Here is a 26,186-nt window from a genome sequence, read left to right as displayed (position 1 = left end):
TTTTGCGCTATAGCGTGAGCGGTGTACCATCGGAACGAACCTTATGAATAATGACTGGAACCCTAAATGAGTTATCGCGTAATTGCTCTCGATCTCGACGGCACCCTGCTGACCCCGCAAAAAACCATTCTCCCGGAGTCCATTACGGCCCTTCAGCAAGCTCGCGAAGCGGGCGTGAAAGTGGTTATCGTAACGGGTCGCCATCATGTCGCCATACATCCTTTTTATCAGGCACTGGCCCTGGATACACCTGCAATTTGCTGTAATGGCACTTATTTGTATGATTATCATGCAAAAAAGGTTCTGGCGTCCGACCCTCTTCGCCCGGAGCAGGCCGCAAAAATGGTGGATTTACTGGCAGCTCACCGGGTACATGGCCTGATGTACGTCGACGATGCGATGCTCTATCTCGAAAGCTCAGAACATGTCAAAGCCCACGTCGCCCGCACCCAAACCTGGGCGCAATCATTACCTGAACAACAGCGCCCAGTTTTCCGCAGCGTGCCTTCACTCAAAGAGGCGGCTCAGGACGTGGAGGCTATCTGGAAATTCGCCCTGACGGATTCAGACATTCCTAAGCTCAAGCAGTTTACCGTTGAGGTAGAGCGCGAACTGGATCTCTCCTGCGAGTGGTCGTGGCACGATCAGGTTGACGTCGCCCAGCGTGGCAACAGTAAAGGCGCTCGCCTGGCTCAGTGGGTAGCGTCTCAGGGACTGGCCATGGATCAGGTGATTGCGTTCGGTGACAATTACAACGATCTGAGCATGCTGGAAAGCGCCGGGATGGGCGTGGCCATGGGCAATGCCGACGACGCCATTAAATCCCGCGCCGATATGACTATCGGCACGAATCTGGAAACAGGCATCGCCGAAACGCTTTATAAGTACGTGCTGTAATCAGGTTGCGATCGACACGCTTTTCACTTGCGCATACAGCCACTGGCCGGGTTTTACCGCCAGTTCGTCCCGGGCCCAGGGGCTGATGCGCGCCCACAGCGTGCGGGAACCCACTTCAAGCTGAACCTCCACCTGCCCTTCGTCGTCAAAGCACTGGGCAACCTTAGCCCTCAGCACGTTGCGAATACTGCTGTTGACCGGCGGCTGAAGCACCAGCGAGACGTCAGAAGCCTGGATGCGAATACGCAGCGGAGCCTGCACCGGTTTGTCGATTTTGTTCACCCACAGGTGCTGATCGCCAAGCGCCAGCGCCGTCATGGCGTAATGAGGATGATGCTCAAGCACGGTAACTTTCAGCACGCTGCTTTGCTGCTCTTTAGGCAGCCACGGATGCATCACGCTGCTGCCCCAAACCTCTTCAAGGTTGCCAAACGCCTTAACATTCCCCGCATCCAGCACCAGCACTTTATCCGCCAGATGTAAGATTTCCTCCAGTGAATGGCTCACGTACAGCATAGGAATGTTGATCTCGCGGGCGAGCCGCTGGAGATAAGGCAACAATTCACGTTTACGAGGAATGTCCAGCGAGGCTAGCGGCTCGTCCAGTAGCAGCAGCTCCGGCGCGGTCAGAAGTGCCCGTCCAATAGCAACGCGCTGCTTTTCACCGCCGGAAAGACTCCAGGGAAAACGCTCCAGCAACTCTTCAATGCCGAGCAATGCCACCAGCTTATCAAACTGGCCGGCCATGCTTTTTGCCATGCCGTATTTTAAATTGCCGCGAACGCGGTAGTGCGGGAACAGGCGCGCATCCTGGAACACATAGCCTACCCGGCGTTTTTCCGGCGGCAGATAAAGTTGCTTTTCGGCATCGGTCAGCACGCGATCGTTCAGCACGATCCGCCCCATCTCCGGCTTAGTCAGGCCGCTAATCGCATTGATTAATGAGGTTTTCCCTGCGCCAGAAACGCCAAAAACAGCCGTGATGCCCTGGCCCGGCAGGGTTTCATTGATTTCCAGCCGGTGCGTCCCCAGGGTTTGAATGAAGTTAAGTTCCAGCATCAGTTTGCCCCCATACGTTTACGGCTGACTCTCGCCAGCCATTCAGCCACCAGCAGCGAGGCCATCGCCAGCACGATAGCGATCAGGCACAAACGTGCGGCAGCGCTTTCTCCGCCGGGGGTTTGAATCAGAGTGTACATGGCGGAAGGCAGCGTTCGGGTTTCACCAGGAATGTTGGACACAAAAGTAATTGTCGCACCAAACTCACCCAGCGAGCGGGCAAAGGCCAGCACGGTACCCGCAATAATACCCGGCAGCGTTAACGGCAAAGTAATGGTGCAGAAGACACGCCAGCGCCCTGCGCCCAGCGTTCTGGCGGCCTGCTCAAGACGAAGATCAACGCCTTCCAGCGCCAGGCGGATTGCCCTGACCATCAGCGGGAATGACATCACCGCCGCCGCCAGCACCGCCCCTCGCCAGCTAAAAGCGAAGGTAATGCCAAACCAGTCATACAGCCAGGCGCCAATAAAACCGCGGCGGCCAAAAGCCACCAAAAGCAGATAGCCCACCACCACCGGCGGCAGGACTAAGGGAAGGTGAATCAGGCTGTCGAGCAAGGCTTTGCCCGGGAAGCGGCAGCGAACCAGCACCCAGGCAAAGAAGATCCCGACAGGAAGGCTGAACAGTACCGCAATAGATGAGACTTTTAGGCTTAGCAGTACCGCCTGCCACTCGGGATCGCTCAATATCATTGTTTCGTCGTAAATCCGTATTTTTGGAAGACTTTCGCCGCTTCCGGTCCTTTCAGATAGCTATAGAACGCGGTCACTGACGGGTTATCGTGGCCTTTCACAATCGCAATCGGGTATTCCACTTTCTTGTGAGAATCTTCCGGGAAGGTCCCCACGACTTTTACGCCTTTTCCGGCAACGGCGTCAGAACCGTAAACGATGCCCAGCGGCGCTTCGTCGCGCTCAACCAGCGCCAGCGCACCACGAACATCTTCCGCCGGAGCAAGTTTACTGGATAAGCTGTCCCATGCGCCCAGCTTTTGCAGTGCCTCTTTGGCGTAAATCCCTGCCGGAACATGATCGGGATCGCCCACGGCCAGACGGCCACCTTTCAGCAGCGATGACCAGTCGGTTTTCGCGTCAATGGTGATGTCGCCCTGTTTGCTGGCGGTAGGCGCAACGACGACCAGGCTGTTACCCAGGAGCGTTTCGCGAGTGTCTGTTTTGATGGTGTCTTTCTCAACAGCATAATCCATCCATTTCTGATCGGCAGAAATAAACAAATCGGCCGGCGCACCCGCTTCAATCTGGCGAGCCAGCGTGGAGGAAGAGGCAAAAGAAGAAGCGATCTCAACTTTCTTCTCTTTCTGATATTGCGTGGCAATATCCTGCATCGCATTGGTTAACGACGCCGCCGCAAAGACGGTAATTTTGCTACTTTCAGCCAGTGCCTGGCCTGCCAGAGAAACAGACAATGCCGCACCCAGGGCAAGGCGAACCCAACGTTGATTCATGTTTTCACTCCGTTTGTTTCGTTATGTAACGTGAAATATAACGATTGCAATGCGGAAGATACAGAATTTATCGGCAGAAAGAGGAAGGGCTTTAAAGTTCTTGACGGAGATCAACGGAATGACTGCGTGTGGGGCGTTAAGGCGGCAGAAAGAGAAAACCCGGCAAATGCCGGGCTTTCAGGGAATCAGTGATGCTGTTTCGGCTGTTGGTCGCGATGACCGACTTTTGAAAAGACGTTAAACACTTCACCCAATCCGTAGATGAGACCGAGAATGACTGCCATCACAACCGGCACCATGACCACGGCAAACACCAGGCTTTTCAATAACTCGAACATAATTGCCTCCGGCAAAAGCGAGAGTGATTATTCTAGCGGCAGTTGAGAAAAACGCACTCTCCTTTTGTGCCATTTGCCCGCCCGCCTCGGCTTATCCAGCTGACCAGGTATAAGGTGCCGCAATGCCGAGTGGCATTTCAAGCCCCCACCATACCAGCAGGAAGAGGCTCCAGCTCACCAGGAAGGCGATAGAATAAGGCATCATCATTGACACCAGCGTGCCCACGCCAGCGCCTTTCACATAGCGCTGGCAGTAAATCACGATCAGCGGGAAGAACACCATCATCGGCGTGATAATGTTTGTGGAAGAATCACCGATGCGGAATGCCGCCTGAGTAAGCTCTGGCGATATCCCAACGGCCATAAGCATCGGCACCATAATGGGTGACAGCAGCGCCCATTTTGCCGAGGCTGAACCAATCAGCAGATTAACCAGCGCCGTCAGCAGCACCATACCGATAATTGTCGCCTCTCCCGGCAGCGCCATGGCTTTAAGGCCGTCCGCCCCCGACAGCGCCACCAGCGTACCAATGTTGGAATCGCTGAAGGCTTTGATGAACAGCGCACAGAAAAACGCCATCACCATATAAGAACCCATTTTACTCATTGAGTCGTTCATCGCCCCAATGACATCTTTCCCCGATTTGAAGGTGCCTGCCGCAAAACCATAGACAATGCCCGGCAGAATAAAAATCAGGAAGATAAGCGGTACGATAGACTTCATGATGGGCGCAGCAAAGTCGGTTAACGCGCCTGCTGGGCTTCGTAGCGTTGAACTTTCAGGCCAGGCAGCAGCGGCAAGCCCCAGCAAACTAAGGAGCATCACCAGGCCCGCACGACGGAATGCCCGACTCTCTTCTGGCGTAACACTGGACATATCTTCATCATGCTTAAAGTCGCCATCCACCGCCATTTTACTGACCCGGGGCTCGACGATTTTCTCCGTCACCCACCAGCCAACGAGAGTAATCAATATTGTTGAGCCGATCCCGAAGAACAGATTACACAGCGTGTTCACGGTATACGTTGAGTCGAGGAGCTGAGCCGCAGCCTGGGTGAAACCTTGCAGCAGCGCGTCGTTTCCGGTTGGCACCATATTGGCCGCAAAACCACCGGATACGCCGGAAAATGCTGCTGCGATCCCCACTAAAGGATGGCGCCCGGCAGACATAAAAATAATTGCGCCGAGAGGGATCACCAGCACATATCCCGCATCCGCCGCGACGTGGCTAAACATAGCGACAAAAATCAGCATCGGCGTCAGCAGTTTTTTCGGCGTAACACGCAGCATTTTTTTCAACGCAACGTTAATAAAGCCGGAGCTTTCCGCAACGCCGACGCCCAGCATCGCCACCAGGACAATGCCCAAAGGAGCAAAGCTGGTAAAGGTGGTCACCATCGTAGAAAGCGTAAGCGTTAACGCCTCGGCAGAGAGCAGGTTATTGACCTGCACGGCCTGCTGCGTCACCGGGTTAATGATGCCAAACTCCAGCTGTGACAGCACGGCGGACAGCCCCATCACAACCAGTAAAAAATAGAAGAAAATCAGCGCGGGTTCCGGCAGTCGGTTACCGGCTTTTTCAATGGCATTAAGAAAACCGTTCAGCAAGCGATTCTCTTTTGCCTCATTTCCTTTTGTTGTCAGCGTACTCATAGTTGCCCCCAATCCCGAGATATGTCTGTTCTGTCATCCAATGTACGGCAGGGATAATAGGGTTAATCACAAGACGAAACTATTCTTTTAATGAAATTAATCTCTAAATAAGACCTGGTTAATAAAAATTAAAATCCAATAAACAGACAAAAACTGGTTATTAATTCGATATAATCGAAAGATAGCCATAAAATTGTTGTGCTCAATCAGGAACGATTTGTCCCCTGGCGGCGAACTGATATAATTTTCCCCATGATTACAAAGGGAAACGCTGAGCCGGTTTGCGGCGCGGAGAAACTATGCAGGCTGAAATTTTATTAACGCTGAAACTCCAGCAACGGCTGTTCGCCGATCCGCGACGCATTGCGCTGCTCAAACAGATTCGCCACACGGGCTCCATTAGCCAGGGTGCAAAACTGGCGGGCATCAGTTACAAAAGCGCCTGGGATGCGATTAACGAAATGAATCAGTTGGCAGAATCAAGCCTGGTTGATCGCGCCACCGGCGGCAAAGGCGGCGGCGGTGCCGTCCTGACCCGGTATGGTGAGCGTCTTATTCAGCTTTACGATCTACTCGCGCAAATTCAACAAAAGGCCTTTGATGTTCTGCAGGATGACGCCCTGCCCCTGGACAGTCTGCTCGCCGCCATTTCCCGCTTTTCGCTGCAAACCAGCGCCCGCAATCAGCTGTTTGGTACCGTACTTAAACGCGATGACGAACAGGTTCAGCAGCACGTCGATATTCTGCTGGCAGACGGTGAAACGCGTCTGAAAGCGGCGATTACCCGCCAAAGCGCAGAGCGACTGGGGCTGGACGAAGGCAAAGAAGTATTGGTGCTTATCAAAGCGCCGTGGATAGACGTCACGACTGATGTTAATGCAACAGGCAATGCCGATAACCAGTTGCCGGGTAAAATCAGCAGCATTGAGCAGGGCAAAGAACAAAGTGAAGTGCTGGTTCAGCTGGCGGATGGCCAGACGCTGTGCGCCACCCTGCCGAATATCCACGTAGAACAACAGGCGCTGGCAGAAGGTGCTAAGGTCACAGCATATTTCAATGCAGACAGGGTGATTGTCGCCACACTCTGCTAAAAGTCCGCTTCTCATTGACATCAACGCAGACACGCCGTAAATCTGTAGCTTCATCGCTGCAAAAAATGGGATAAAACATGTCTGCGTTGCAAATTTCGCAAGGTACGTTTCACCTTAGCGACATAAAAAACCTTACCCTGAAAGACCTTACCCTTCGCGCCGGAGAAAGCTGGGCGTTTGTTGGGGCGAACGGCAGCGGCAAATCCGCTCTTGCCCGTGCGCTGGCCGGTAGCCTGCCCATCATGAAGGGCGAACGCCACTGCGGCTTCACCCGCATTGCTCATCTCTCTTTTGAACAGTTGCAAAAGCTGGTCAGCGACGAATGGCAGCGCAATAACACCGATATGCTAAGCGTCGACGAAGATGACACCGGCCGCACCACCGCAGAAATTATCCAGGAGGAGGTGGTCAATGAAGCCCGCTGCCGCGAGCTAGCCGCGCTGTTTGGCATTGAACATCTGCTCATTCGCCGCTTTAAATACCTGTCGACGGGGGAAACACGCAAAACGCTGCTTTGCCAGGCGCTGATGTCGGAGCCAGAACTGCTCATCCTGGATGAGCCGTTCGACGGGCTGGACGTGAAATCCCGCCAGCAGCTGGCAAACCTTCTCGAGCAACTTAGCGCCCAGGGCTACACCCTGGTTCTGGTCCTGAACCGATTCGATGAAATCCCGGATTTTGTGCAATTTGCCGGCGTGTTAGCAGACTGCACGCTGACAGAAAGCGGTAAAAAGCAGGCGCTACTTGAGCAGGCGCTCATCGCTCAGTTGGCCCACAGCGAGAAGCTGGCTGGCGTGGCGCTCCCGGAAGCTGACGATCCGTCCGCCCGCTATACGCTGCCGGAAAACCAGCCTCGTATTGTGCTTAACGATGGCGTGGTGGAATACAACGATCGCCCTATCCTGCACAAACTTAGCTGGTCAGTGAACCCCGGTGAGCACTGGCAAATTGTCGGCCCTAACGGCGCCGGAAAATCAACGCTACTCAGCCTGATCACTGGCGATCATCCGCAGGGCTACAGCAACGATCTGACGCTGTTTGGCCGCCGTCGGGGTAGCGGCGAGACAATATGGGATATCAAAAAACACATTGGTTACGTCAGCAGCAGCCTGCATCTGGATTACCGCGTGAGCACCACCGTGCGAAACGTTATTTTGTCAGGCTATTTTGACTCCATTGGGATCTACCAGGCCGTTTCAGATCGCCAGCAGAAGCTGACCCGCGAATGGCTGCATATGTTAGGGATGGATAAAGCCACCGCCGATGCGCCATTCCATAGTTTGTCCTGGGGGCAACAGCGCCTGGCGTTGATCGCCCGCGCACTGGTGAAGCACCCAACATTGCTGATCCTCGATGAGCCTCTGCAAGGGCTGGATCCCCTCAACCGGCAGCTGATACGCCGCTTTGTCGATATTTTGATTGGCGAGGGAGAAACGCAGCTGCTGTTTGTGTCTCACCACGCCGAAGATGCCCCGCAGTGCATTACTCATCGATTGACGTTCGTACCGGACGGCGACAAATACGGCTATCAAATAGAAAATATTCTTCCTACATAATCTCGCAAAAAGCGTGCGGCTATTCCTGACCTGACTTTCGGAATAGCCGCACGCTTTTATTCTACCTGTCTGTTTTACAATGCCTTGTATGCTGCTTTAGCCGTATTGCTGAGGTAGTGTAAACGATACCACTAATCTGGTGCATATCACATTTTTCAGCCGTCTGTTATGCTATGGTTATCTTAACCCATAGGCTATATGGAGCGAAAAATGAGAGTTTTGGTTACAGGTGGTAGCGGTTACATTGGAAGTCATACCTGCGTACAATTGCTGCAAAACGGCCATGACGTGGTGATCCTCGATAACCTCTGCAACAGCAAACGCAGCGTATTGCCGGAAATTGAACGTCTGGGCGGCAAGCATCCGCTGTTTATCAACGGTGATATTCGCGATGAAGCCCTGCTGGCAGAAATTTTCCACGATCATCGTATTGATGCCGTAATCCATTTTGCCGGTCTGAAAGCCGTCGGTGAATCGGTGCATAAGCCGCTGGAGTATTACGACAACAACGTGACCGGCACCCTGAAGCTTATCTCCGCCATGCGAGCGGCAAACGTAACTAACTTCATCTTCAGTTCTTCCGCCACCGTTTACGGCGACCAGCCTCAAATCCCTTATGTAGAAAGTTTCCCTACCGGAAAACCCGCCAGCCCTTACGGCCAAAGCAAGCTGATGGTTGAGCAAATTCTTACCGATTTGCAAAAAGCCCAGCCAAACTGGAGCGTTGCGCTGCTGCGCTACTTCAACCCGGTTGGCGCCCATCCGTCGGGCGATATGGGCGAAGATCCTCAGGGCATCCCAAATAACCTGATGCCTTACATCGCACAGGTTGCCGTAGGCCGCCGCGACTCGCTGGCTATCTTTGGTAACGATTATCCAACCGAAGACGGCACAGGCGTACGTGATTACATCCACGTGATGGATCTCGCCGACGGCCACGTCGCCGCTATGCAGGTGCTGAACGGTAAACCAGGTGTCCATATCTACAACCTGGGCGCAGGCGTCGGCAGCAGCGTGCTCGACGTGGTGAACGCCTTCAGCAAAGCCTGCGGTAAACCGGTGAACTACCACTTTGCCCCTCGTCGTGATGGCGATTTGCCGGCCTACTGGGCCGACGCCACCAAAGCCGACAAAGAACTCAACTGGCGTGTCAGCCGTTCGCTGCAGGAAATGGCAGACGATACCTGGCGCTGGCAGTCACGTCACCCCCAAGGTTATGAAGATTAAGGATATGTAATGGAGCAGTTTAACCCGGTCGATCATCCACATCGCCGCTATAACCCGCTAACAGGTCAATGGATTTTGGTTTCGCCACATCGGGCGAAACGCCCCTGGCAGGGCGCGCAGGAAACCCCTGCGCAAGAAAAACTTCCGGCACACGATCCGGACTGTTTTCTTTGTCCAGGGAATACGCGCGTGACCGGGGATAAAAACCCCGAGTACACCGGCACTTTCGTTTTTACCAACGATTTTGCGGCGCTGATGACGGACACGCCCGATGCACCGAAGAGCCACGATCCCTTGATGCGTTGCGAAAGCGCGCGCGGTACCAGCCGGGTTATCTGCTTCTCTCCCGACCACAGTAAAACGTTGCCAGAGCTCACGCTGCCCGCTCTGGAAGAAGTCGTACAGACCTGGCAACAGCAGACCGCTGAGCTGGGGCAGACATACCCGTGGGTTCAGGTATTTGAAAACAAAGGCGCGGCCATGGGCTGCTCCAACCCACATCCTCACGGACAGGTTTGGGCAAACAGCTTTTTGCCTAACGAGGTCGCCCGTGAAGATACCCTACAACGTGAATATTTCACCCACCAGGGCACCCCAATGTTGCTGGACTACGTGCAGCGTGAACAGGCGGACGGTAGCCGTACCGTGGTTGAAACCGAGCACTGGCTGGCTGTCGTCCCTTACTGGGCAGCCTGGCCGTTCGAAACGCTGCTGCTGCCCAAAACCCATGTCCTGCGTATCACCGACCTCAGCGCAGAACAACGTGCTGACCTGGCATTAGCACTGAAAAAACTCACCAGCCGCTATGACAACCTCTTCCAGTGCTCCTTCCCTTATTCCATGGGCTGGCACGGCGCGCCGTTCAACGGTGAAAACAATCAGCACTGGCAGCTTCACGCGCATTTCTACCCGCCGCTGCTGCGCAGCGCCACGGTACGTAAGTTTATGGTCGGCTATGAAATGCTGGCCGAAACCCAGCGAGATTTAACCGCAGAGCAAGCCGCAGAACGCTTGCGTGCCGTCAGTGATATCCATTTCCGCCAGTCAGGAGCGTCATTATGAGTCTGAAAGAGAAAACCCAGCGTCTGTTCGCTGAGCAATTTGGTTACCCGGCAACCCACGCTATTCAGGCCCCGGGCCGCGTAAACCTGATTGGTGAGCACACCGATTACAACGATGGTTTTGTACTGCCGTGCGCCATTGATTATCAGACGGTTATCAGCTGCGCTAAACGAGAGGACCGTATCGTCCGCGTTGTTGCCGCCGATTATGACAATCAGCAGGACAGCTTCTCCCTCGATGCCCCTATCGTCTCGCACGACACTCAGCAGTGGGCTAACTACGTTCGCGGTGTAGTGAAACATCTGCAAAAGCGAGATAAAAACTTTTCCGGCGTGGATATGGTGATCAGCGGCAATGTGCCGCAGGGCGCAGGGTTAAGCTCGTCCGCTTCACTGGAAGTCGCGGTCGGCAAAGTATTCCAGCACCTTTACCACCTGCCTCTGGATGGCGCTCAGCTGGCGCTCAATGGCCAGGAAGCGGAAAACCAGTTTGTCGGCTGCAACTGCGGCATTATGGATCAGCTGATTTCCGCCCTTGGCAAGAAAGACCATGCGCTGCTGATTGATTGCCGCTCCCTTGGAACGAAAGCCGTCTCGATGCCAAAAGGCGTTGCGGTAGTGATCATCAACAGTAACTTCAAGCGCACGCTGGTGGGTAGCGAATACAACACCCGCCGCGAACAGTGTGAAACCGGCGCCCGTTTCTTTAGCCAGAAAGCGTTGCGCGACGTTGAGCTGGCAAAATTCAATGCCGTCGCGCACGAGCTGGATCCGATTGTTGCCAAACGCGTTCGCCACGTGCTGACCGAAAATATCCGTACCGTAGAAGCCGCAGATGCGCTTGCCAAGGGTGACCTGGTTCGCATGGGTCAACTGATGGCCGAATCTCACGCTTCCATGCGCGATGATTTCGAAATCACCGTGCCGCAAATCGATACTCTGGTAGAGATCGTCAAAGCGGCGATTGGCGAGCAAGGCGGCGTACGTATGACCGGCGGCGGTTTTGGGGGCTGTATTGTCGCGCTTGTGCCTGAAGACCTTGTCCCGGTAGTGAAACAGGCTGTGGAAGAACAGTACGAGAGCAAAACTGGAATTAAAGAAACCTTCTACGTTTGCAAAGCCTCCGAAGGAGCGGGTCAATGCTAAAAGAGACGCCGCAGCTGGCACCGGACGGCCAGCCGTTTCGCCTTACCACCCTGCGCAACAGCGCGGGGATGGTAGTCACGCTGATGGACTGGGGCGCGACCTTGCTTTCCTGTCGGGTACCGCTTAAAGACGGCAGCGTGCGGGAGACGCTGCTGGGCTGCGCTTCACCTGAGCACTATTTGCAGCAAAGTGCCTTTATGGGCGCGACCGTCGGGCGTTACGCTAACCGCATTGCCGGAGGGAAACTCACCGTTGGTGGTGAAATGCTCCAGCTTGAGATTAACCAGGGCGAAAACCAGCTTCACGGCGGGCCGGAAGGCTTCGACAAACGTCGCTGGCGCATTGCCGTGCAAAATGAACAGGCCGTGACCTACGAGCTGGATTCCTGCGACGGCGATCAGGGTTTCCCAGGAAAATTACGAGCCACGGCGCGTTATGCTTTGACGGAGGATAACCGCATCAGCATCGAACTTCGAGCCACCGTCGACAAGCCTTGCCCGGTCAGTCTCACGAACCACGCTTACTTCAACCTCGACAACGTTCAGAGCGATGTCCGGCAGCATAAGCTTCAATTGCTGGCCGACAGCTATTTACCGGTCGACGCCAGCGGCTTGCCTGCTGGAGAGCTGAAAGAAGTGGTCAGCACCAGCTTTGACTTTCGTGAACCTAAGACGCTTGCACAAGATTTTCTGGCCGACGTCGATCAGCAAATCACCAAAGGCTACGACCATGCTTTCCTGCTGCAGGCCAAAGGCGATCTCAGCCAGCCCGTTGCACGAGTCTGGTCCACCGACGGTGCGCTGGAAATGAAGGTGTTTACGACGGCGCCCGCGTTACAAGTCTATAGCGGAAACTATCTGGCGGGCACACCTGCACGCGATAAAGAAAGTTATAGCGACTGGAACGGTCTGGCGCTGGAGAGCGGCTTCCTGCCGGACAGTCCAAATCACCCGGAATGGCCGCAGCCGGACTGCTGGTTAAAACCGGATGAGACCTATCTCAGCGTCACGGAATACCAGTTTCTGCCTCATTAAAACCTCTTGCCCTTTTCATTAAGGGCAATTTCTCACCAAATCGCTGACTTTCCCGCCAGATCGAGCCAAAAATATAACAACCTTTTACAACCACCTTACACTCCACGCGCTTTTTCGCTATGTTAAACGTTTATCATTGCCGTGGCTTATGGCGCGGCAATATAATGATAATTGTTATCATTAATCCCAGGCTCATTAAGGAGTAAATCATGGCTGTTACTAAGCTGGTACTGGTTCGTCACGGCGAAAGCCAGTGGAACAACGAAAACCGCTTCACTGGTTGGTATGATGTTGATCTGTCTGATAAAGGTCGTACCGAAGCTAAGGCTGCCGGTAAGCTTCTGAAGGACGAAGGCTTCACTTTCGACTTCGCTTACACCTCTGTGCTGAAACGTGCCATCCACACCCTGTGGAATATCCTCGATGAACTGGACCAGGCCTGGCTGCCGGTCGAGAAATCCTGGAAACTGAACGAGCGTCACTACGGCGCCCTGCAGGGTCTGAACAAAGCTGAAACCGCTGAAAAATACGGTGACGAGCAGGTTAAACAGTGGCGTCGTGGCTTCGCGATCACCCCACCAGAGCTGTCTAAAGAAGACGAGCGCTTCCCTGGCCACGATCCACGTTACGCTAAACTGACCGACAGCGAACTGCCAACTACCGAAAGCCTGGCACTGACCATCGACCGCGTAACGCCGTTCTGGAATGAGTCCATTCTGCCACGCATGAAATCCGGCGAGCGCGTTATCGTTGCGGCTCACGGTAACTCCCTGCGCGCACTGGTTAAGTACCTGGATAACCTGAGCGAAGATGAGATCCTCGAGCTGAACATCCCTACCGGCGTGCCGCTGGTGTATGAGTTCGATGAGAACTTCAAACCGCTGAAACGTTACTACCTGGGCAACGCTGACGAAATCGCAGCGAAAGCCGCCGCAGTAGCCAACCAGGGTAAAGCGAAGTAATTCACCGCCCATAAAAAAAGGCGTGGTAAACACCACGCCTTTTTTATTGCTCAAATCAGGCCGTTAGCCGCGACGAGCTTTTACCGCAGCGGCAAGCTTGCGTAGCGCCACTTCTGTATCATCCCAGCCAATGCAGGCGTCGGTCACGCTTTTGCCGTAGACCAGCGGCTCGCCGCTCTCCAGGCTTTGGTTGCCTTCTACCAGATGGCTTTCAATCATCACGCCGATGATAGCCTTCTCGCCACCGGCAATTTGGCCGCAAACATCGGCAGAAACGTCCATCTGCTTTTTAAACTGCTTGCTGCTGTTGGCGTGGCTGAAATCAATCATCACCTGTGGCTCAAGCCCCGCTTTCACCAGGCCCGCTTTGACCTCTTCCACATGCTTCGCGCTGTAGTTAGGCTCTTTGCCGCCGCGCAAAATAATGTGGCAGTCACCGTTCCCGCTCGTGTTAACGATAGCGGAATGGCCCCACTTGGTTACGGACAGGAAGCAGTGCGGTGCGCCAGCGGCGTTGATGGCATCAATCGCAACTTTGATCGTGCCGTCGGTACCGTTTTTAAAGCCGACCGGGCAAGAGAGGCCGGAAGCCAGTTCACGGTGTACCTGTGATTCAGTGGTACGTGCGCCGATAGCGCCCCAGCTCATTAGATCCGCCAGATACTGAGGCGTGATCATATCAAGGAATTCCCCTGCCGCTGGCAGGCCGGAATCGTTGATATCCAGCAGCAGTTTACGCGCAATACGCAAACCGTCGTTAATCTGGTAGCTGCTGTCCATGTGCGGATCGTTAATCAGGCCTTTCCAACCCACAGTAGTACGCGGCTTTTCGAAATAGACGCGCATCACCACTTCCAGCTCGCCCTGAAGCTCTTCACGCAATGCCAGCAGGCGCGTGCCGTACTCTTTCGCGGCATTGGTGTCGTGAATGGAGCATGGCCCAATCACCACCAGCAGGCGATCGTCGCTGCCTTTAAGGATTTTATGAATCGCTTTACGTGCCTGAGAGACAGTGTGGGCGGCTTTTTCAGTGGCGGGGAATTTTTCCAACAGCGCTACAGGGGGGAGAAGCTCGTTAATCTCTTTAATTCTTAAGTCGTCGTTCTGATAATTCATGATATTTCCGGGGTCGTCCTGATATTTTTCTTCGTTGCAATCCTTTCAATCTAACTCGCATAACCACAAGTGTAAACGGGCTTTTACACTTCTAATAAATTAATCCTGAAAACTCGAAAAAAACAGTGAAAACATAATGAGAATCTATGAATTAACGCCATGTTTCAATGCTTACCACTGAATGATGTTAAATTTTCAATATTGAATGCTATTTTGAAAATTAAGGTCCCGTTTCCATTTTTGACTCGCAGGATTTTTCAGCCTCTTTCAACCAGTTGAAACTATGGAGCGGTTATAATTAGCCCACTGGGATTAATTTTTGTGAGAGATTATGGCGCATTCACACCAACATACCTCTGCTGATAGCAACGTAAAACGCCTGCTGTTTGCCTTTCTCATCACGGCAATTTTCATGGTTGCCGAAGTTATCGGCGGCCTGCTTTCCGGCTCGCTGGCTCTGCTGGCCGATGCCGGCCATATGCTCACCGACGCAGCAGCGCTGCTGTTTGCTTTGTTGGCCGTGCATTTTGCTCGTCGGCCGCCCAACGCCCGGCATACCTTTGGTTGGCTGCGCCTGACGACGCTTGCCGCCTTTGTAAACGCCATTGCTCTGGTGGTGATCACCATTCTTATCGTCTGGGAAGCGATTCAGCGCTTCTCAAATCCTCAGCCGATTGCGGGCTGGGCGATGTTGACCATTGCGATCGCCGGGCTACTGGCGAACCTGGTCTCTTTCTGGATCCTGCACAGCGGCAGCGGAGAGAAAAACCTCAACGTCCGCGCAGCAGCGCTCCATGTCCTGGGTGACTTGCTGGGTTCGGTGGGGGCAATTGTGGCCGCGGTGGTGATCCTCTGGACCGGCTGGACGCCGATTGACCCCATCCTGTCGGTGCTGGTTTCCTGCCTGGTGCTACGCAGCGCCTGGAGCCTGCTGAAAGAGAGCGTCAATGAGCTATTAGAAGGTGCGCCGGGCGCCATCGACATTGCCGCCCTGAAGCGCAATCTTTCTCGTTCGATACCGGAAGTACGTAACGTGCATCACGTCCATATCTGGCTGGTTGGCGAAAAACCGCTGATGACGCTGCATGTTCAGGTTATACCGCCCCACGATCACGATGCTTTGCTGGCGCGCATTCACCACTTCCTCGAGCACGAGTATCAGATAGAACATGCCACGGTACAAATGGAGTATCAGGTTTGTCACGGCCCGGACTGCGACCTGAATGAGCATGACCACGGCGCTGGCCATGCCCATCATCATCACTGATCAGGACAAGGCGCGCGAGCCGGACTGCCGCGCGCTGTTGATCCACATCCGGCTGCCATTCAGCGCGATGAACGTCAGAATGAGATATTCCAGCGACATCGCGTAAACACCCTGCAGAGCAAAGATAACCACGCTGATCACGTTAATGATTGTCCATAGCAGCCAGTTTTCCACGTATTTCCGGGTCATGAGAATCATCGCCACAATCGACAACACCATCATGCATGAGTCCCAGAACGGATAAGCATCTGGCTGCAGCTCAGGCAGGGTAACGTTCAGGCCTAAACTCTGCATTACCGTCACGGCAACCTGGGTCAGGAAGGCAAAGACAGGGTCGATGAACATCGTCATCAGCCCAATCGCTGCGACGATAATCACCAGCCACGCAATCGCCTTAGGCAAAGGCAGCCAGCGAATTTGCAGCAGCGATTGATGGTTACTGCTTTGCCGCGACCAGGCATACCAGCCATAGATGTTCGCCACAAAAAAGAACAGCTGTAAAAGCAGGCTGGCGTAGAGCTGGATCTGAAAGAAAATGATGGCAAACAGCGTGACGTTGATTAACCCGAAGGCGTAGTTGCCTATCTTCTCCAGGCTGGCAAGCCAGATACAAAGCAGTCCAGCCAGCGTTCCCACGGCCTCAATCCATGATAAGTCATACCCGCCCGCCCCAATGGGGATGTGGACGAGAATGTTCTGCGTACTAAAAAAATCCATGAACTCCCCAGAGCGTAATACTGTTACGCGTTGCCTTTAATCGTCCGACGCAATTCTGCCGCAAAGTCGAGCATGCGATTAAGCGGAACAAGCGCGCCTTCACGCAGCGCAGCATCCACTTCAATCGTGTGTGCGGCCCCGCCCTGCTCCAGTCCCTCAGCAATCGCTTTAAGCCCGTTCATTGCCATCCACGGGCAATGTGCACAGCTGCGGCAGGTTGCCCCTTCTCCTGCGGTTGGCGCCTCCAGTAGCTCTTTGTCCGGACACGCCTGCTGCATTTTATAAAATATCCCACGATCTGTAGCCACAATAAGCTGCTGGTGTGGCAGCGTTTTAGCAGCACTAATCAGCTGGCTGGTCGAGCCTACGGCATCGGCCATGTCCACCACGGCCTGCGGTGATTCAGGATGAACCAGCACCGCTGCATTAGGATACAGCGCCTTCATTCGCGCCAGCGCCTGAGTTTTAAATTCATCATGCACAATACAGGCTCCCTGCCAGCACAGCACATCGGCACCGGTCTGCTTTTGAACGTAGCTGCCAAGATGGCGATCCGGTGCCCAAATGATTTTCTCGCCCAGGCTGTCGAGATGTTCAATCAGCTCTACCGCAATACTTGATGTCACGACCCAGTCCGCCCGGGCTTTTACCGCGGCAGAGGTATTAGCATAGACGACGACCGTACGATCCGGATGCTGGTCGCAGAAAGCGTTAAACGCCTCAATCGGGCACCCGAGATCCAGTGAGCATTCGGCATTGAGGGTAGGCATTAAAATGGTTTTTTCGGGGCTGAGGATTTTCGCCGTTTCCCCCATGAAACGAACCCCAGCGACCAGTAGCGTGGACGCCGGGTGGTTAGCGCCGAAGCGAGCCATCTCGAGCGAGTCAGAAATACACCCGCCGGTCTCTTCCGCAAGCGACTGGATTTCCGGGTCGGTGTAGTAGTGCGCCACCATCACCGCATCCCGCTCTTTTAGCAGTCGCTTGATTTTTTCGCGATAAAATTGTTTTTCATCCCCGCTCAGAGGAGTGGGTTTCGGCGGGAAGGGATAAATCGCAGTTTCCGGGTCAAACATTACGCTCATCATGCAATCTCGTTTTACTAACTTAACATTACAGGCCAAATAAAGCGTGATTTACGCCATCTTCGGCACACATTGTTTTATATGCTAAACAAGATAGCGAAATTTAGTCGAAATGTCGTGGGTTATTGCTCGATGCGCGGAGAGAAACAGATCGGTGGGAATTGAGTACAGGAATGGCAGGGTTTTCAAATCGCAGATAGCAAAAAGGCGCCTTTAGGGCGCCTTTCTACATTGGTGGGTCGTGCAGGATGACTATCACCCTCCGGGCCGTTGTTATCACAACGTTGTTTCGCTTTCGCTCAACTCAAACCTGCTGCAGGCTCGAACCCTGCCCGAATATCAAATAGCAAAAAGGCGCCTTTAGGGCGCCTTTTTACATTGGTGGGTCGTGCAGGATTCGAACCTGCGACCAATTGATTAAAAGTCAACTGCTCTACCAACTGAGCTAACGACCCGCTTTATGCGGTTACTGCGTTGAAGTTTTGCTTTGCTCGAACCGTTTTCGATTCACTACAGCTTTCATATTAAAAGATGGTGGGTCGTGCAGGATGATTATCACCCTTCGGGCCGTTGTTATCACAACGTTGTTTCGCTTTCGCTCAACTCAAACCTGCTGCAGGTTCGAACCCTTCACGCCTGACTACATCTTTCTACTTTAAGCTGGTGGGTCGTGCAGGATTCGAACCTGCGACCAATTGATTAAAAGTCAACTGCTCTACCAACTGAGCTAACGACCCGCTGTGCGGCTTACTGCAAACTTCTTTACTGCTTACTACTTTAAAGTGGTGGGTCGTGCAGGATGACTATCACCCTCCGGGCCGTTGTTATCACAACGTTGTTTCGCTTTCGCTCAACTCAAACCTGCTGCAGGTTCGAACCCTTCACGCCTGACTATTGCTTACTACTTTAAAGTGGTGGGTCGTGCAGGATTCGAACCTGCGACCAATTGATTAAAAGTCAACTGCTCTACCAACTGAGCTAACGACCCACTTTTGCGTCACTTTGGGTTTGTTTCGTATCCCTTGGCAACGGCGGCATATATTACTGATTTAAGATTTTGACGCAACAATAATTTTGACGCAGATCGCTCAACTGCTTACGTTTCGCACGGCAAGACCAGAAAAACGACGATATCTGGTCAGGCCGCACGCATTATTGCGCATTCAGACGTTTTTGAGCCTGCTTTGCACCGTCAGTATTGGGATACTGTTTTACGACCTGCTGGTAGACGGCTTTCGCTTTTGCAGCGTCGCCTTTGTCCTGCATGATCACGCCAACCTTAAACATGGCGTCCGGCGCTTTAGGGGATTTCGGGTAGTTTTTCACCACGGAGGCAAAATAAAACGCCGCATCGTCCTTTTTGCCTTTGTTGTAATTCAACTGACCCAGCCAGTAATTGGCGTTAGGCAGATAAGTTGAATCCGGATACTTCTTCACAAAGGCCTGAAACGCATTGATAGCATCGTCCTGACGCGATTTATCCTGCACCAGCGCGATAGCAGCATTGTAATCGCTATTAGCGTCACCACCCTGCACTGGGGCAGCAGGCGCCGCGTTAGAGGCCCCTGCGTCCGGTGTGGCAGCCTGGGATGCACCGGCAGCAGGCTGTTGCCCTGCTCCCGCCGCAGCGCCGCTAAGGCTATCCATCTGCAGCAAAATTTGCTTTTGACGTTCCACAACCTGATTCAGCTGATACTGACTTTCCTGAATCTGACCGCGCAGGGAATCAATGTCATTCTGGTTATCGGAGAGTTGTTGCTGGAGTTGGGTCAAAAGCTGACTGTGAGCGTTAGAAATACGCTCGAGTTGAGTGACGCGGTCTTCGACCGAGCCTGAGCCGACACTACTGATTGGCGCCTGAGCAGTAGCGGCCCAGGGGGCCGCTATGCCAACCAGTAACGACAGACTCAACAAGTGATGTCTGAAGTTACTGCTCATGCGATTCTCTTAGTAAACCAGTACGGCACGACGGTTTTTAGCGTAAGCCGCTTCGTCATGACCCAGTACTGCAGGTTTTTCTTTACCGTAAGAAACGATGGAGATCTGGTCTGCAGAAACGCCTTTACCTTGCAGGTACATTTTAACAGCGTTAGCACGACGTTCGCCCAGTGCGATGTTGTACTCTGGGGTACCGCGCTCATCCGCATGACCTTCTACGGTCACTTTGTAAGACGGGTTGCTACGCAGGAAGTTAGCGTGCGCATCCAGCATTGCAGCGAATTCAGAGCTAACATCGTATTTGTCCAGACCGAAGTAAACGATGTTGTTCTGCTGCAGCTGTTGCATCTGCAGACGAGCCTGCTCTTCAGAAGACATGTTGCCGTGGCCGTTAGCGTCCATACCAGTGCCGGCACCCAGCATACCTTCACCGCTCTGACCATTGTTGGCGCTCTTGTTAGAAGAACACGCCGCGATAGCCATAACCGGCAGAGCAATCATCAGCCCTTTCAGCACTTTGTTCAGTTGCATTTCTTTGATCCTTTAATAATCAATATTGTTATCACAGATACGGCGACCAGGCAGGGAATTTGACCTGTCCATCAGTTGCCGGAAGACGCGCTTTGAAACGCCCATCTGTTGAAACCAAATTCAGCACGGATCCCATCCCCTGAGAAGAGCTGTAGATTACCATAGTGCCGTTAGGTGCCAGACTTGGCGTTTCATCCAGGAACGTTGACGATAAAGTTGTTACGCCACCCGCTACCAGATCCTGTTTGGCAATGTGCTGCTGACCGCTAGCGGAGCTGACCATTACCATAATTTTACCGTCGGCACTGACATCGGCATCCTGGTTCTGAGAACCTTCCCAGGACAGACGCTGCGGAGCACCGCCACTAATACTGACTTTATAAATCTGTGGACGACCCGCCTGGTCAGAGGTATAGGCCAGAGTTTGGTTGTCCGGGAACCAGGTTGGTTCGGTGTTGTTGCTGCGACCCTCGGTCACCTGACGAATCTGGCCAGAGCCAAGGTCCATCACGTACAGCTGCAGGCTGCCGGTTTTAGACAGCGCGAACGCCAGCTTAGAACCATCCGGAGAGAACGCCGGCGCACCGTTGTGCTGCGGGAACGAAGCAATCTGACGCACTGCACCGTTAGCCAGGGTCTGTACTACCAGCGCAGAACGGCCGCTTTCAAAGGTCACGTAAGCCAGTTTGCTGCCGTCCGGAGACCAGGCTGGGGACATCAGCGGCTGCGGAGAACGGTGAACCACAAACTGGTTGTAGCCATCATAATCGGAAACACGCAGCTCATACGGGAACTGGCCGCCATTGGTCTGTACAACGTAAGCAATACGGGTACGGAACGCGCCTTTAATTCCAGTCAGCTTCTCAAACACTTCATCGCTGGCTGTATGACCGGCATAGCGCAGCCACTGTTTGTTCACTTTATAGGAGTTCTGCGCCAGCACAGTGCCCGGTGCACCAGAGGTATCAACCAGCTGGTAAGCCACGGTGTAGCTGCCGTCGCCGTTTGGCGTAACCTGACCTACCACGACGGCGTCAATACCGAGCGCGGTCCAGGCAGCAGGCTGAACTTCCTGAGCAGAACCCGGCTGCTGTGGCAGGCGAGATCTGTCGAGTGGGTTGAATTTCCCGCTGTTACGCAGGTCAGCGGCAACGATGCCGCCGATATCTTCAGGCGCGGCGCCAGGGCCTGCCCAGGTGAACGGAACCACACCAATTGGACGAGCAGAATCCACGCCCTGGGTGATCTCGATACGAACTTCTGCGTGCAGCACCGCTGCCCACAGCATTAAGAAACTTAACGCTACACGAAATGCCTGCTTCATCATATCTCCCTTATCCGGGCGGAAAGCCCACGATAATTTAGCAGAATGTTAACAAACCCAAATACACAAAACTACCAAAACCCTGTAACTCAGCTTAGTGTGCTTTCCCCGTCGTGACGGGGAAAACCGCGTTAAGGCTTAAAGTCGATCGGTGCGTTCTTGAAGACTTCATAAACAGCTTCGCTTGGCGGCTTAGGAATCTTCGCCAGACGCGCTGCCGCAACGGCAGCCTGACAAAGTGCTGGGTCACCACCTTCTGGCTTGATATCAAGCAGAAGGCCGTCTGGTGCCAGCTTGATCCGCAGCGAACAGGTCTTACCGGCAAACGAAGGATCGTTATAGAACTTACTCTCGATCGCTGCCTTTATCTGACCAGCATAGCCGTTGATCTCTGCGCCACTAGCGCCGTTGTTCTTATTATTCCCTTTTCCAGCGGCAGCTGCGGCATTACCTTTCGCCCCACCGCCCGTTTTCGGTGCATTCTTACCTGAGCTTAAATCACCGAATAAATCGTCAACGCCCTGTGCTGCGGCCTTGTCAGAAGCAGCTTTCTCAGCAGCAGCCTTTTTCTTCGCGTCGGCGGCCGCTTTCTTATCTGCGGCGGCTTTCGCTGCGGCAGCCTTGTCAGCAGCGGCCTTCTCGGCAGCTTTTTCTGCTGCGGCCTTTTCTGCAGCAGCCTGTTTCGCAGCTTCAGCTTTTTCAGCAGCAGCCTGCTTGGCTGCTTCAGCGGCGGCTTTCTTCTCCGCATCCTGTGCAGCCTTCTTAGCGGCAGCATCTGCAGCTTTTTTCTCAGCATCCTGTTGAGCTTTTTTCGCTGTAGCAGCAGCGTCAGCGGCGGCTTTTTTCTCAGCGTCAGCTGCTTTCCTGGCAGCTTCTTCAGCGGCCTTCTTCTGAGCATCCGCAGCCGCTTTCTTCGCGGCTTCTTCCGCAGCTTTAGCCTGGGCATCAGCCTGAGCTTTTGCCTGCGCGTCAGCCTGGGCTTTCGCCTGAGCATCCGCTTTGGCCTTCGCCGCTGCGGCCGCAGCTTCCGCCTGCTTCTGCTGTTCCTGAGCCTGCTTCGCGGCCGCCTCAGCCTGTTTCTGCTGTTCGGCCTGCGCTTTTGCCTGCTCCTGGGCAGCTAAACGCTCTTTCTCCAGCTCTTTCAGGCGCTGTTGTTCCGCCGCCTGTTTTTGCTGAAGCTCTTCTGCCTGCTGCTGCGCCTGTTTTTCACGCTGTTCAGCGGCGCGCTTGCTGCTTGCCTGCTGCTGCTGTTGGCGATTGTAGTTTTCCACTACCGCACCCGGGTCAACCATCACCGCGTCAATAGAAGAACCACCGCCACCGCCAGCGGATGCATCAATGTGCTCATCAAACGAGCTCCAGATCAGGATGGCAATCAAAATGATATGCAGCACCACTGAAACGATGATCGCCCGTTTTAATTTAGCGTTCTCTTCGGTTGCCTTTGACACTCTCGGTTCCCAAACGGTTTAAGCGAAATGGATCAGATTGGCTGCGTCATCAAACCAACGGACTTCACGCCCGCCTGATGCAACAGATTCAGCGCCTTGATGATCTCGTCATACGGAACATCTTTTGCGCCGCCGATCAAAAAGACCGTTTTTGGATTCGCCTGCAGACGGCGCTGCGCTTCGGCAACAACCTGCTCTGACGGCAGCTGATCCATGCGATCTTTTTCAACCACTACGCTGTACTGCCCTACCCCGGACACTTCAATAATGACCGGCGGTTCATCGTTACTGCTGACGGTCTGAGCATCTGTCGCATCCGGCAGATCCACCTCGACGCTCTGGGTGATGATCGGCGCCGTTGCCATAAAGATCAGCAACAGTACCAGCAGCACGTCCAGCAAAGGAACGATGTTAATTTCTGACTTCAGCTCACGACGACCACGTCCGCGTCTGGCCATGACTTACCCCTTGTTACTGCTTTTCGCTGCTGGTAAAAGCCTGACGGTGCAGGATAGCCGTGAACTCTTCCATGAAGTTGTCGTAATTCAATTCCAGTTTGTTCACGCGTTGGTTAAGGCGGTTGTACGCCATAACGGCCGGAATAGCAGCAAACAGACCAATCGCGGTCGCGATCAGCGCTTCGGCAATACCTGGCGCAACCATCTGCAGCGTCGCCTGCTTCACCGCGCCCAGGGCGATAAACGCATGCATGATCCCCCACACCGTACCAAACAGGCCGATATACGGGCTGATGGAACCAACGGTGCCAAGGAAAGGAATATGGGTTTCCAGCGTTTCCAGCTCGCGGCTCATCGAGATACGCATCGCGCGGGACGCCCCCTCAACCACGGCTTCTGGCGCATGGGTATTGGCGCGATGCAGGCGCGCGAACTCTTTAAAACCGGAATAGAAGATCTGCTCAGAACCGCTCAAGCTGTCGCGGCGGCCCTGGCTCTCCTGATACAGGCGAGACAGTTCGATACCGGACCAGAACTTGTCTTCAAACGCCTCAGCTTCACGGCTGGCGGCATTAAGGATACGCGTTCGCTGAATGATGATTGCCCATGATGCGATGGAAAAACCAATCAAAATCAACATGATAAATTTGACCAGAAGGCTTGCCTTCAGGAACAAATCAAGGATATTCATGTCAGTCACTGCTTGAACTCCGCGACAATAGACTTGGGAAGCGCACGAGGCTTCATTAGGTGTGGATCAACACAAACAATCAGCACTTCAGCTTGGTTAAGCAACTGATTTTCAGCGTTGACTATTCGCTGCGTAAACACCATAGAAGTGCCGCGCATCGATGTAATTTCACTTTGGATTTCGAGTAAATCGTCGAGTCGGGCAGGCGCAAGATAATCAACCGTCATCCTGCGTACGACAAAGGCGACACGCTCCGCCAACAAGGAATGCTGATTAAAGTTGTGCTGGCGCAGCATCTCTGTGCGTGCTCTTTCATAAAAAGCAACATAACTGGCATGGTAAACCATACCACCGGCGTCTGTGTCTTCGTAGTAAACACGAACCGGCCATCGAAACAGCGTTGTACTCACTTTACATCCCGGTAATGCAATTAAACGCTGCTTACTATACGCAAGAGAATGAGGGTTTGGAATGGATTGTTTTAAACGTTAAGTAAATTTTTATGGGCTTGTTAAAGCCCATAATTTCTGCTTCAGGCGGGGGAATGTACGCAGACATTCAGAAGAAGAAAAACAGCAGTCCAGCGATGAGCACTAAATCGGCAACCAGCGGGCAGAAAATGCCCTGCCAGAGCACTTTGGTTGGGCGGAAACCCACGCCGTGAATGATCCCGGCACAAACGCCCCACATCAGCAGGAAGCCATGCCAAATCTCAAGCTCACTCGTTTTGGCGGCAAAACGAGACGGGTCCCAAAAAATACACCCAGCCAGCACCAGCGCCATCACTAAGGAAAGAGCCCGCAAGGGGCTCTTGTCCATTACCGCGTATAGTTTCGCGATAACGTATTCCATTAGTGCTCTTCTTTTCCGGCTTTGCTCGCCTCAACGTGCTCGAGAGCCAGCGCGGTAATAATCCCGAATGCACACGCCAGAAGCGTGCCCAGAATCCATGCAAAGTACCACATAATCAGCTCCTTATTAGTACAGAGAGGTGGAGTTGCTTTCGATGTGCTCTTTCGTGATACGGCCGAACATTTTCCAGTAACACCAGGTGGTGTAGAGAAGAATGATTGGCACGAACACGATGGCAACATAGGTCATCACATTCAGCGTCAGCTGGCTGGATGTCGCATCCCACATGGTCAGGCTAGCGTTCATCATGGTACTGGAAGGCATCACGAACGGGAACATTGCGATACCGGCCGTCAGGATCACACACGCCAGCGTCAGCGAAGAGAAGATAAACGCCAGGGCACCTTTCTCCAGACGAGACATGAGGATGGTCAGCAGCGGCAGCACAACACCCAGAGCAGGAATCAACCATAGTGCTGGCGTATTGTTGAAGTTCACTAGCCAGGCCCCAGCCTGACGCGCCACTTCTTTGGTCAGCGGGTTAGACGCAGCATGATGATCCAGGGCAGAAGTCACTACATAGCCATCGATGCCGTAGATCACCCAGACACCGGCCAGCGCGAAGCAAACCATCATCACCAGCGCAGCAATCTGAGCAGCTGCTTTAGCACGCAGATGTAACTCACCTACGGTACGCATCTGCAGATAGGTTGCGCCCTGGGCCACGATCATCGACACGCTAACAACGCCCGCCAACAGGCCAAACGGATTCAGCAGCTGGAAGAAGTTACCGGTGTAGTAAAGACGCAGGTAGTCATCCACGTGGAACGGAACGCCTTGCAGCAGGTTGCCAAAAGCGACACCTATCACCAGCGGTGGTACGAAGCTACCGATGAAAATGCCCCAGTCCCACATGTTGCGCCAGCGGGTATCTTCGATCTTCGAGCGGTAGTCGAACCCAACCGGACGGAAGAACAAAGAAGCCAGCACCAGAATCATCGCGACATAAAAGCCGGAGAAGGCAGCGGCATAAACCATTGGCCAGGCAGCAAACAGAGCCCCACCCGCGGTGATCAGCCAAACCTGGTTCCCGTCCCAGTGCGGCGCAATGGAGTTAACCATAATGCGGCGCTCAACGTCGGTACGGCCAATCACGCGCGAAAGCATGCCCACGCCCATATCGAAGCCGTCGGTGACGGCGAAGCCAATCAGCAGGACGCCGACCAGCAGCCACCAGATAAAACGCAATACTTCATAATCGATCAT

27 protein-coding genes, 3 tRNA genes and 3 other RNA genes are annotated in these 26,186 nt (G+C 53.7%); 9 read left to right on the top strand and 24 right to left on the bottom strand.

The annotated features are described in order from the left end of the window. The first annotated feature begins 66 nt into the window (after positions 1-66). Positions 67-897, top strand: coding sequence for a pyridoxal phosphatase (locus LH86_RS11160; RefSeq protein ID WP_039301207.1), 831 nt, complete (start codon positions 67-69; stop codon positions 895-897). On the opposite strand, the gene modC is transcribed toward LH86_RS11160, so the two are convergent. From modC to LH86_RS11135, 5 genes are all read right to left on the bottom strand, one after another. Further along, the gene (modC, locus tag LH86_RS11155; protein ID WP_039301205.1) at positions 898-1,956 is read right to left on the bottom strand and encodes a molybdenum ABC transporter ATP-binding protein ModC; all 1,059 of its coding nucleotides are present in this window, start codon (positions 1,954-1,956) and stop codon (positions 898-900) included. After that, positions 1,956-2,648, bottom strand: a complete 693-nt coding sequence (modB, locus tag LH86_RS11150) for a molybdate ABC transporter permease subunit (protein WP_039301202.1) — start codon at positions 2,646-2,648, stop codon at positions 1,956-1,958. The genes modC and modB overlap by 1 nt, the downstream gene beginning before the upstream one ends. Then, positions 2,645-3,421: a molybdate ABC transporter substrate-binding protein gene (modA, locus tag LH86_RS11145; RefSeq protein WP_039301200.1), complete on the bottom strand. Its 777-nt coding sequence runs from the start codon at positions 3,419-3,421 to the stop codon at positions 2,645-2,647. Before modA ends, modB begins: the two co-directional genes overlap by 4 nt. 185 nt (positions 3,422-3,606) lie before the next feature. Further along, positions 3,607-3,759, bottom strand: coding sequence for an AcrZ family multidrug efflux pump-associated protein (locus LH86_RS22070; protein ID WP_008456213.1), 153 nt, complete (start codon positions 3,757-3,759; stop codon positions 3,607-3,609). Positions 3,760-3,850: 91 nt separating this feature from the next. Continuing rightward, positions 3,851-5,413 (bottom strand): AbgT family transporter, encoded by a 1,563-nt coding sequence (locus LH86_RS11135; RefSeq protein WP_039301198.1) that lies wholly within the window; start codon positions 5,411-5,413, stop codon positions 3,851-3,853. A 299-nt stretch (positions 5,414-5,712) separates the two neighbouring features. Here LH86_RS11135 and modE point away from each other — a divergent pair, with 299 nt between their 5' ends. The 7 genes from modE to gpmA all read left to right on the top strand — a co-directional run bounded on the left by modE (position 5,713) and on the right by gpmA (position 13,490). After that, complete coding sequence (modE, locus tag LH86_RS11130) at positions 5,713-6,504, top strand: molybdenum-dependent transcriptional regulator (RefSeq protein WP_039301196.1); 792 nt, start codon at positions 5,713-5,715, stop codon at positions 6,502-6,504. 77 nt (positions 6,505-6,581) lie between these two features. After that, complete coding sequence (gene modF / locus LH86_RS11125; RefSeq protein ID WP_039301194.1) at positions 6,582-8,060, top strand: molybdate ABC transporter ATP-binding protein ModF; 1,479 nt, start codon at positions 6,582-6,584, stop codon at positions 8,058-8,060. 210 nt (positions 8,061-8,270) lie between these two features. Then, entirely contained in the window at positions 8,271-9,287 is a 1,017-nt protein-coding gene (galE, locus tag LH86_RS11120; RefSeq protein WP_039301192.1) for a UDP-glucose 4-epimerase GalE, read from the top strand. Between the two features lie 9 nt (positions 9,288-9,296). Next, positions 9,297-10,349: a galactose-1-phosphate uridylyltransferase gene (gene galT, locus LH86_RS11115; protein ID WP_039301190.1), complete on the top strand. Its 1,053-nt coding sequence runs from the start codon at positions 9,297-9,299 to the stop codon at positions 10,347-10,349. Continuing rightward, positions 10,346-11,494, top strand: a complete 1,149-nt coding sequence (galK, locus tag LH86_RS11110) for a galactokinase (RefSeq protein ID WP_039301188.1) — start codon at positions 10,346-10,348, stop codon at positions 11,492-11,494. Before galT ends, galK begins: the two co-directional genes overlap by 4 nt. Continuing rightward, entirely contained in the window at positions 11,488-12,528 is a 1,041-nt protein-coding gene (gene galM, locus LH86_RS11105; protein WP_039301187.1) for a galactose-1-epimerase, read from the top strand. Before galK ends, galM begins: the two co-directional genes overlap by 7 nt. Before the next feature lie 209 nt (positions 12,529-12,737). Further along, positions 12,738-13,490, top strand: a complete 753-nt coding sequence (gene gpmA, locus LH86_RS11100; protein ID WP_039301185.1) for a 2,3-diphosphoglycerate-dependent phosphoglycerate mutase — start codon at positions 12,738-12,740, stop codon at positions 13,488-13,490. A 63-nt stretch (positions 13,491-13,553) separates the two neighbouring features. On the opposite strand, the gene aroG is transcribed toward gpmA, so the two are convergent. After that, a complete protein-coding gene (aroG, locus tag LH86_RS11095) occupies positions 13,554-14,606 on the bottom strand; it encodes a 3-deoxy-7-phosphoheptulonate synthase AroG (RefSeq protein ID WP_039301183.1) in 1,053 nt (350 codons plus the stop codon). A 331-nt stretch (positions 14,607-14,937) separates the two neighbouring features. On the opposite strand from aroG, the gene zitB reads away from it, so the two are divergent. Continuing rightward, the gene (zitB, locus tag LH86_RS11090) at positions 14,938-15,873 is read left to right on the top strand and encodes a CDF family zinc transporter ZitB (protein WP_039301182.1); all 936 of its coding nucleotides are present in this window, start codon (positions 14,938-14,940) and stop codon (positions 15,871-15,873) included. Here the strand turns inward: zitB and pnuC are convergent, their stop codons facing one another. The 18 genes from pnuC to cydB all read right to left on the bottom strand — a co-directional run bounded on the left by pnuC (position 15,874) and on the right by cydB (position 26,186). Continuing rightward, on the bottom strand, positions 15,874-16,590 hold the full coding sequence (gene pnuC, locus LH86_RS11085; RefSeq protein WP_039301181.1) for a nicotinamide riboside transporter PnuC: 717 nt from the start codon (positions 16,588-16,590) through the stop codon (positions 15,874-15,876). It abuts the gene before it with no gap. Between the two features lie 23 nt (positions 16,591-16,613). Next, positions 16,614-17,675, bottom strand: coding sequence for a quinolinate synthase NadA (gene nadA, locus LH86_RS11080; RefSeq protein ID WP_039306102.1), 1,062 nt, complete (start codon positions 17,673-17,675; stop codon positions 16,614-16,616). Between the two features lie 232 nt (positions 17,676-17,907). Further along, positions 17,908-18,023: non-coding RNA, RtT sRNA (locus LH86_RS22065), on the bottom strand. 31 nt (positions 18,024-18,054) lie between these two features. Continuing rightward, positions 18,055-18,130: transfer RNA gene (locus LH86_RS11075), tRNA-Lys, on the bottom strand. 77 nt (positions 18,131-18,207) lie between these two features. Then, positions 18,208-18,323, bottom strand: a non-coding RNA gene (locus LH86_RS22060) — RtT sRNA. 13 nt (positions 18,324-18,336) lie between these two features. Continuing rightward, a tRNA-Lys gene (locus tag LH86_RS11070) sits at positions 18,337-18,412 on the bottom strand. A 46-nt stretch (positions 18,413-18,458) separates the two neighbouring features. Continuing rightward, positions 18,459-18,574: non-coding RNA, RtT sRNA (locus LH86_RS22055), on the bottom strand. Between the two features lie 13 nt (positions 18,575-18,587). Beyond that, a tRNA-Lys gene (locus tag LH86_RS11065) sits at positions 18,588-18,663 on the bottom strand. 164 nt (positions 18,664-18,827) lie between these two features. Next, positions 18,828-19,613 carry a cell division protein CpoB gene (gene cpoB / locus LH86_RS11060; protein ID WP_039301179.1) on the bottom strand — a complete coding sequence of 262 codons (786 nt, stop codon included), beginning with the start codon at positions 19,611-19,613 and terminating at the stop codon, positions 18,828-18,830. Positions 19,614-19,622: 9 nt separating this feature from the next. Further along, positions 19,623-20,144, bottom strand: coding sequence for a peptidoglycan-associated lipoprotein Pal (gene pal / locus LH86_RS11055; protein ID WP_008456172.1), 522 nt, complete (start codon positions 20,142-20,144; stop codon positions 19,623-19,625). 31 nt (positions 20,145-20,175) lie between these two features. After that, positions 20,176-21,468: a Tol-Pal system beta propeller repeat protein TolB gene (tolB, locus tag LH86_RS11050; protein WP_008456170.1), complete on the bottom strand. Its 1,293-nt coding sequence runs from the start codon at positions 21,466-21,468 to the stop codon at positions 20,176-20,178. A gap of 131 nt (positions 21,469-21,599) precedes the next feature. Then, positions 21,600-22,919 carry a cell envelope integrity protein TolA gene (gene tolA / locus LH86_RS11045; protein ID WP_039301175.1) on the bottom strand — a complete coding sequence of 440 codons (1,320 nt, stop codon included), beginning with the start codon at positions 22,917-22,919 and terminating at the stop codon, positions 21,600-21,602. Positions 22,920-22,951: 32 nt separating this feature from the next. After that, positions 22,952-23,377, bottom strand: a complete 426-nt coding sequence (tolR, locus tag LH86_RS11040; RefSeq protein WP_039301173.1) for a colicin uptake protein TolR — start codon at positions 23,375-23,377, stop codon at positions 22,952-22,954. A gap of 13 nt (positions 23,378-23,390) precedes the next feature. Further along, a complete protein-coding gene (gene tolQ, locus LH86_RS11035; RefSeq protein WP_008456164.1) occupies positions 23,391-24,077 on the bottom strand; it encodes a Tol-Pal system protein TolQ in 687 nt (228 codons plus the stop codon). Beyond that, positions 24,074-24,478 carry a tol-pal system-associated acyl-CoA thioesterase gene (gene ybgC, locus LH86_RS11030; RefSeq protein ID WP_008456156.1) on the bottom strand — a complete coding sequence of 135 codons (405 nt, stop codon included), beginning with the start codon at positions 24,476-24,478 and terminating at the stop codon, positions 24,074-24,076. The genes tolQ and ybgC overlap by 4 nt, the downstream gene beginning before the upstream one ends. A gap of 148 nt (positions 24,479-24,626) precedes the next feature. Continuing rightward, positions 24,627-24,920 carry a cyd operon protein YbgE gene (ybgE, locus tag LH86_RS11025; protein WP_008456154.1) on the bottom strand — a complete coding sequence of 98 codons (294 nt, stop codon included), beginning with the start codon at positions 24,918-24,920 and terminating at the stop codon, positions 24,627-24,629. Then, complete coding sequence (cydX, locus tag LH86_RS22050) at positions 24,920-25,033, bottom strand: cytochrome bd-I oxidase subunit CydX (protein WP_008456153.1); 114 nt, start codon at positions 25,031-25,033, stop codon at positions 24,920-24,922. Before cydX ends, ybgE begins: the two co-directional genes overlap by 1 nt. A gap of 13 nt (positions 25,034-25,046) precedes the next feature. Continuing rightward, the gene (gene cydB, locus LH86_RS11020; RefSeq protein ID WP_008456151.1) at positions 25,047-26,186 is read right to left on the bottom strand and encodes a cytochrome d ubiquinol oxidase subunit II; all 1,140 of its coding nucleotides are present in this window, start codon (positions 26,184-26,186) and stop codon (positions 25,047-25,049) included.

Origin of the sequence: Cedecea neteri (assembly GCF_000758325.1) — a bacterium.
Lineage (GTDB): Bacteria > Pseudomonadota > Gammaproteobacteria > Enterobacterales > Enterobacteriaceae > Cedecea > Cedecea neteri_B.
This window is presented reverse-complemented; position numbering and strand designations above follow the sequence as displayed.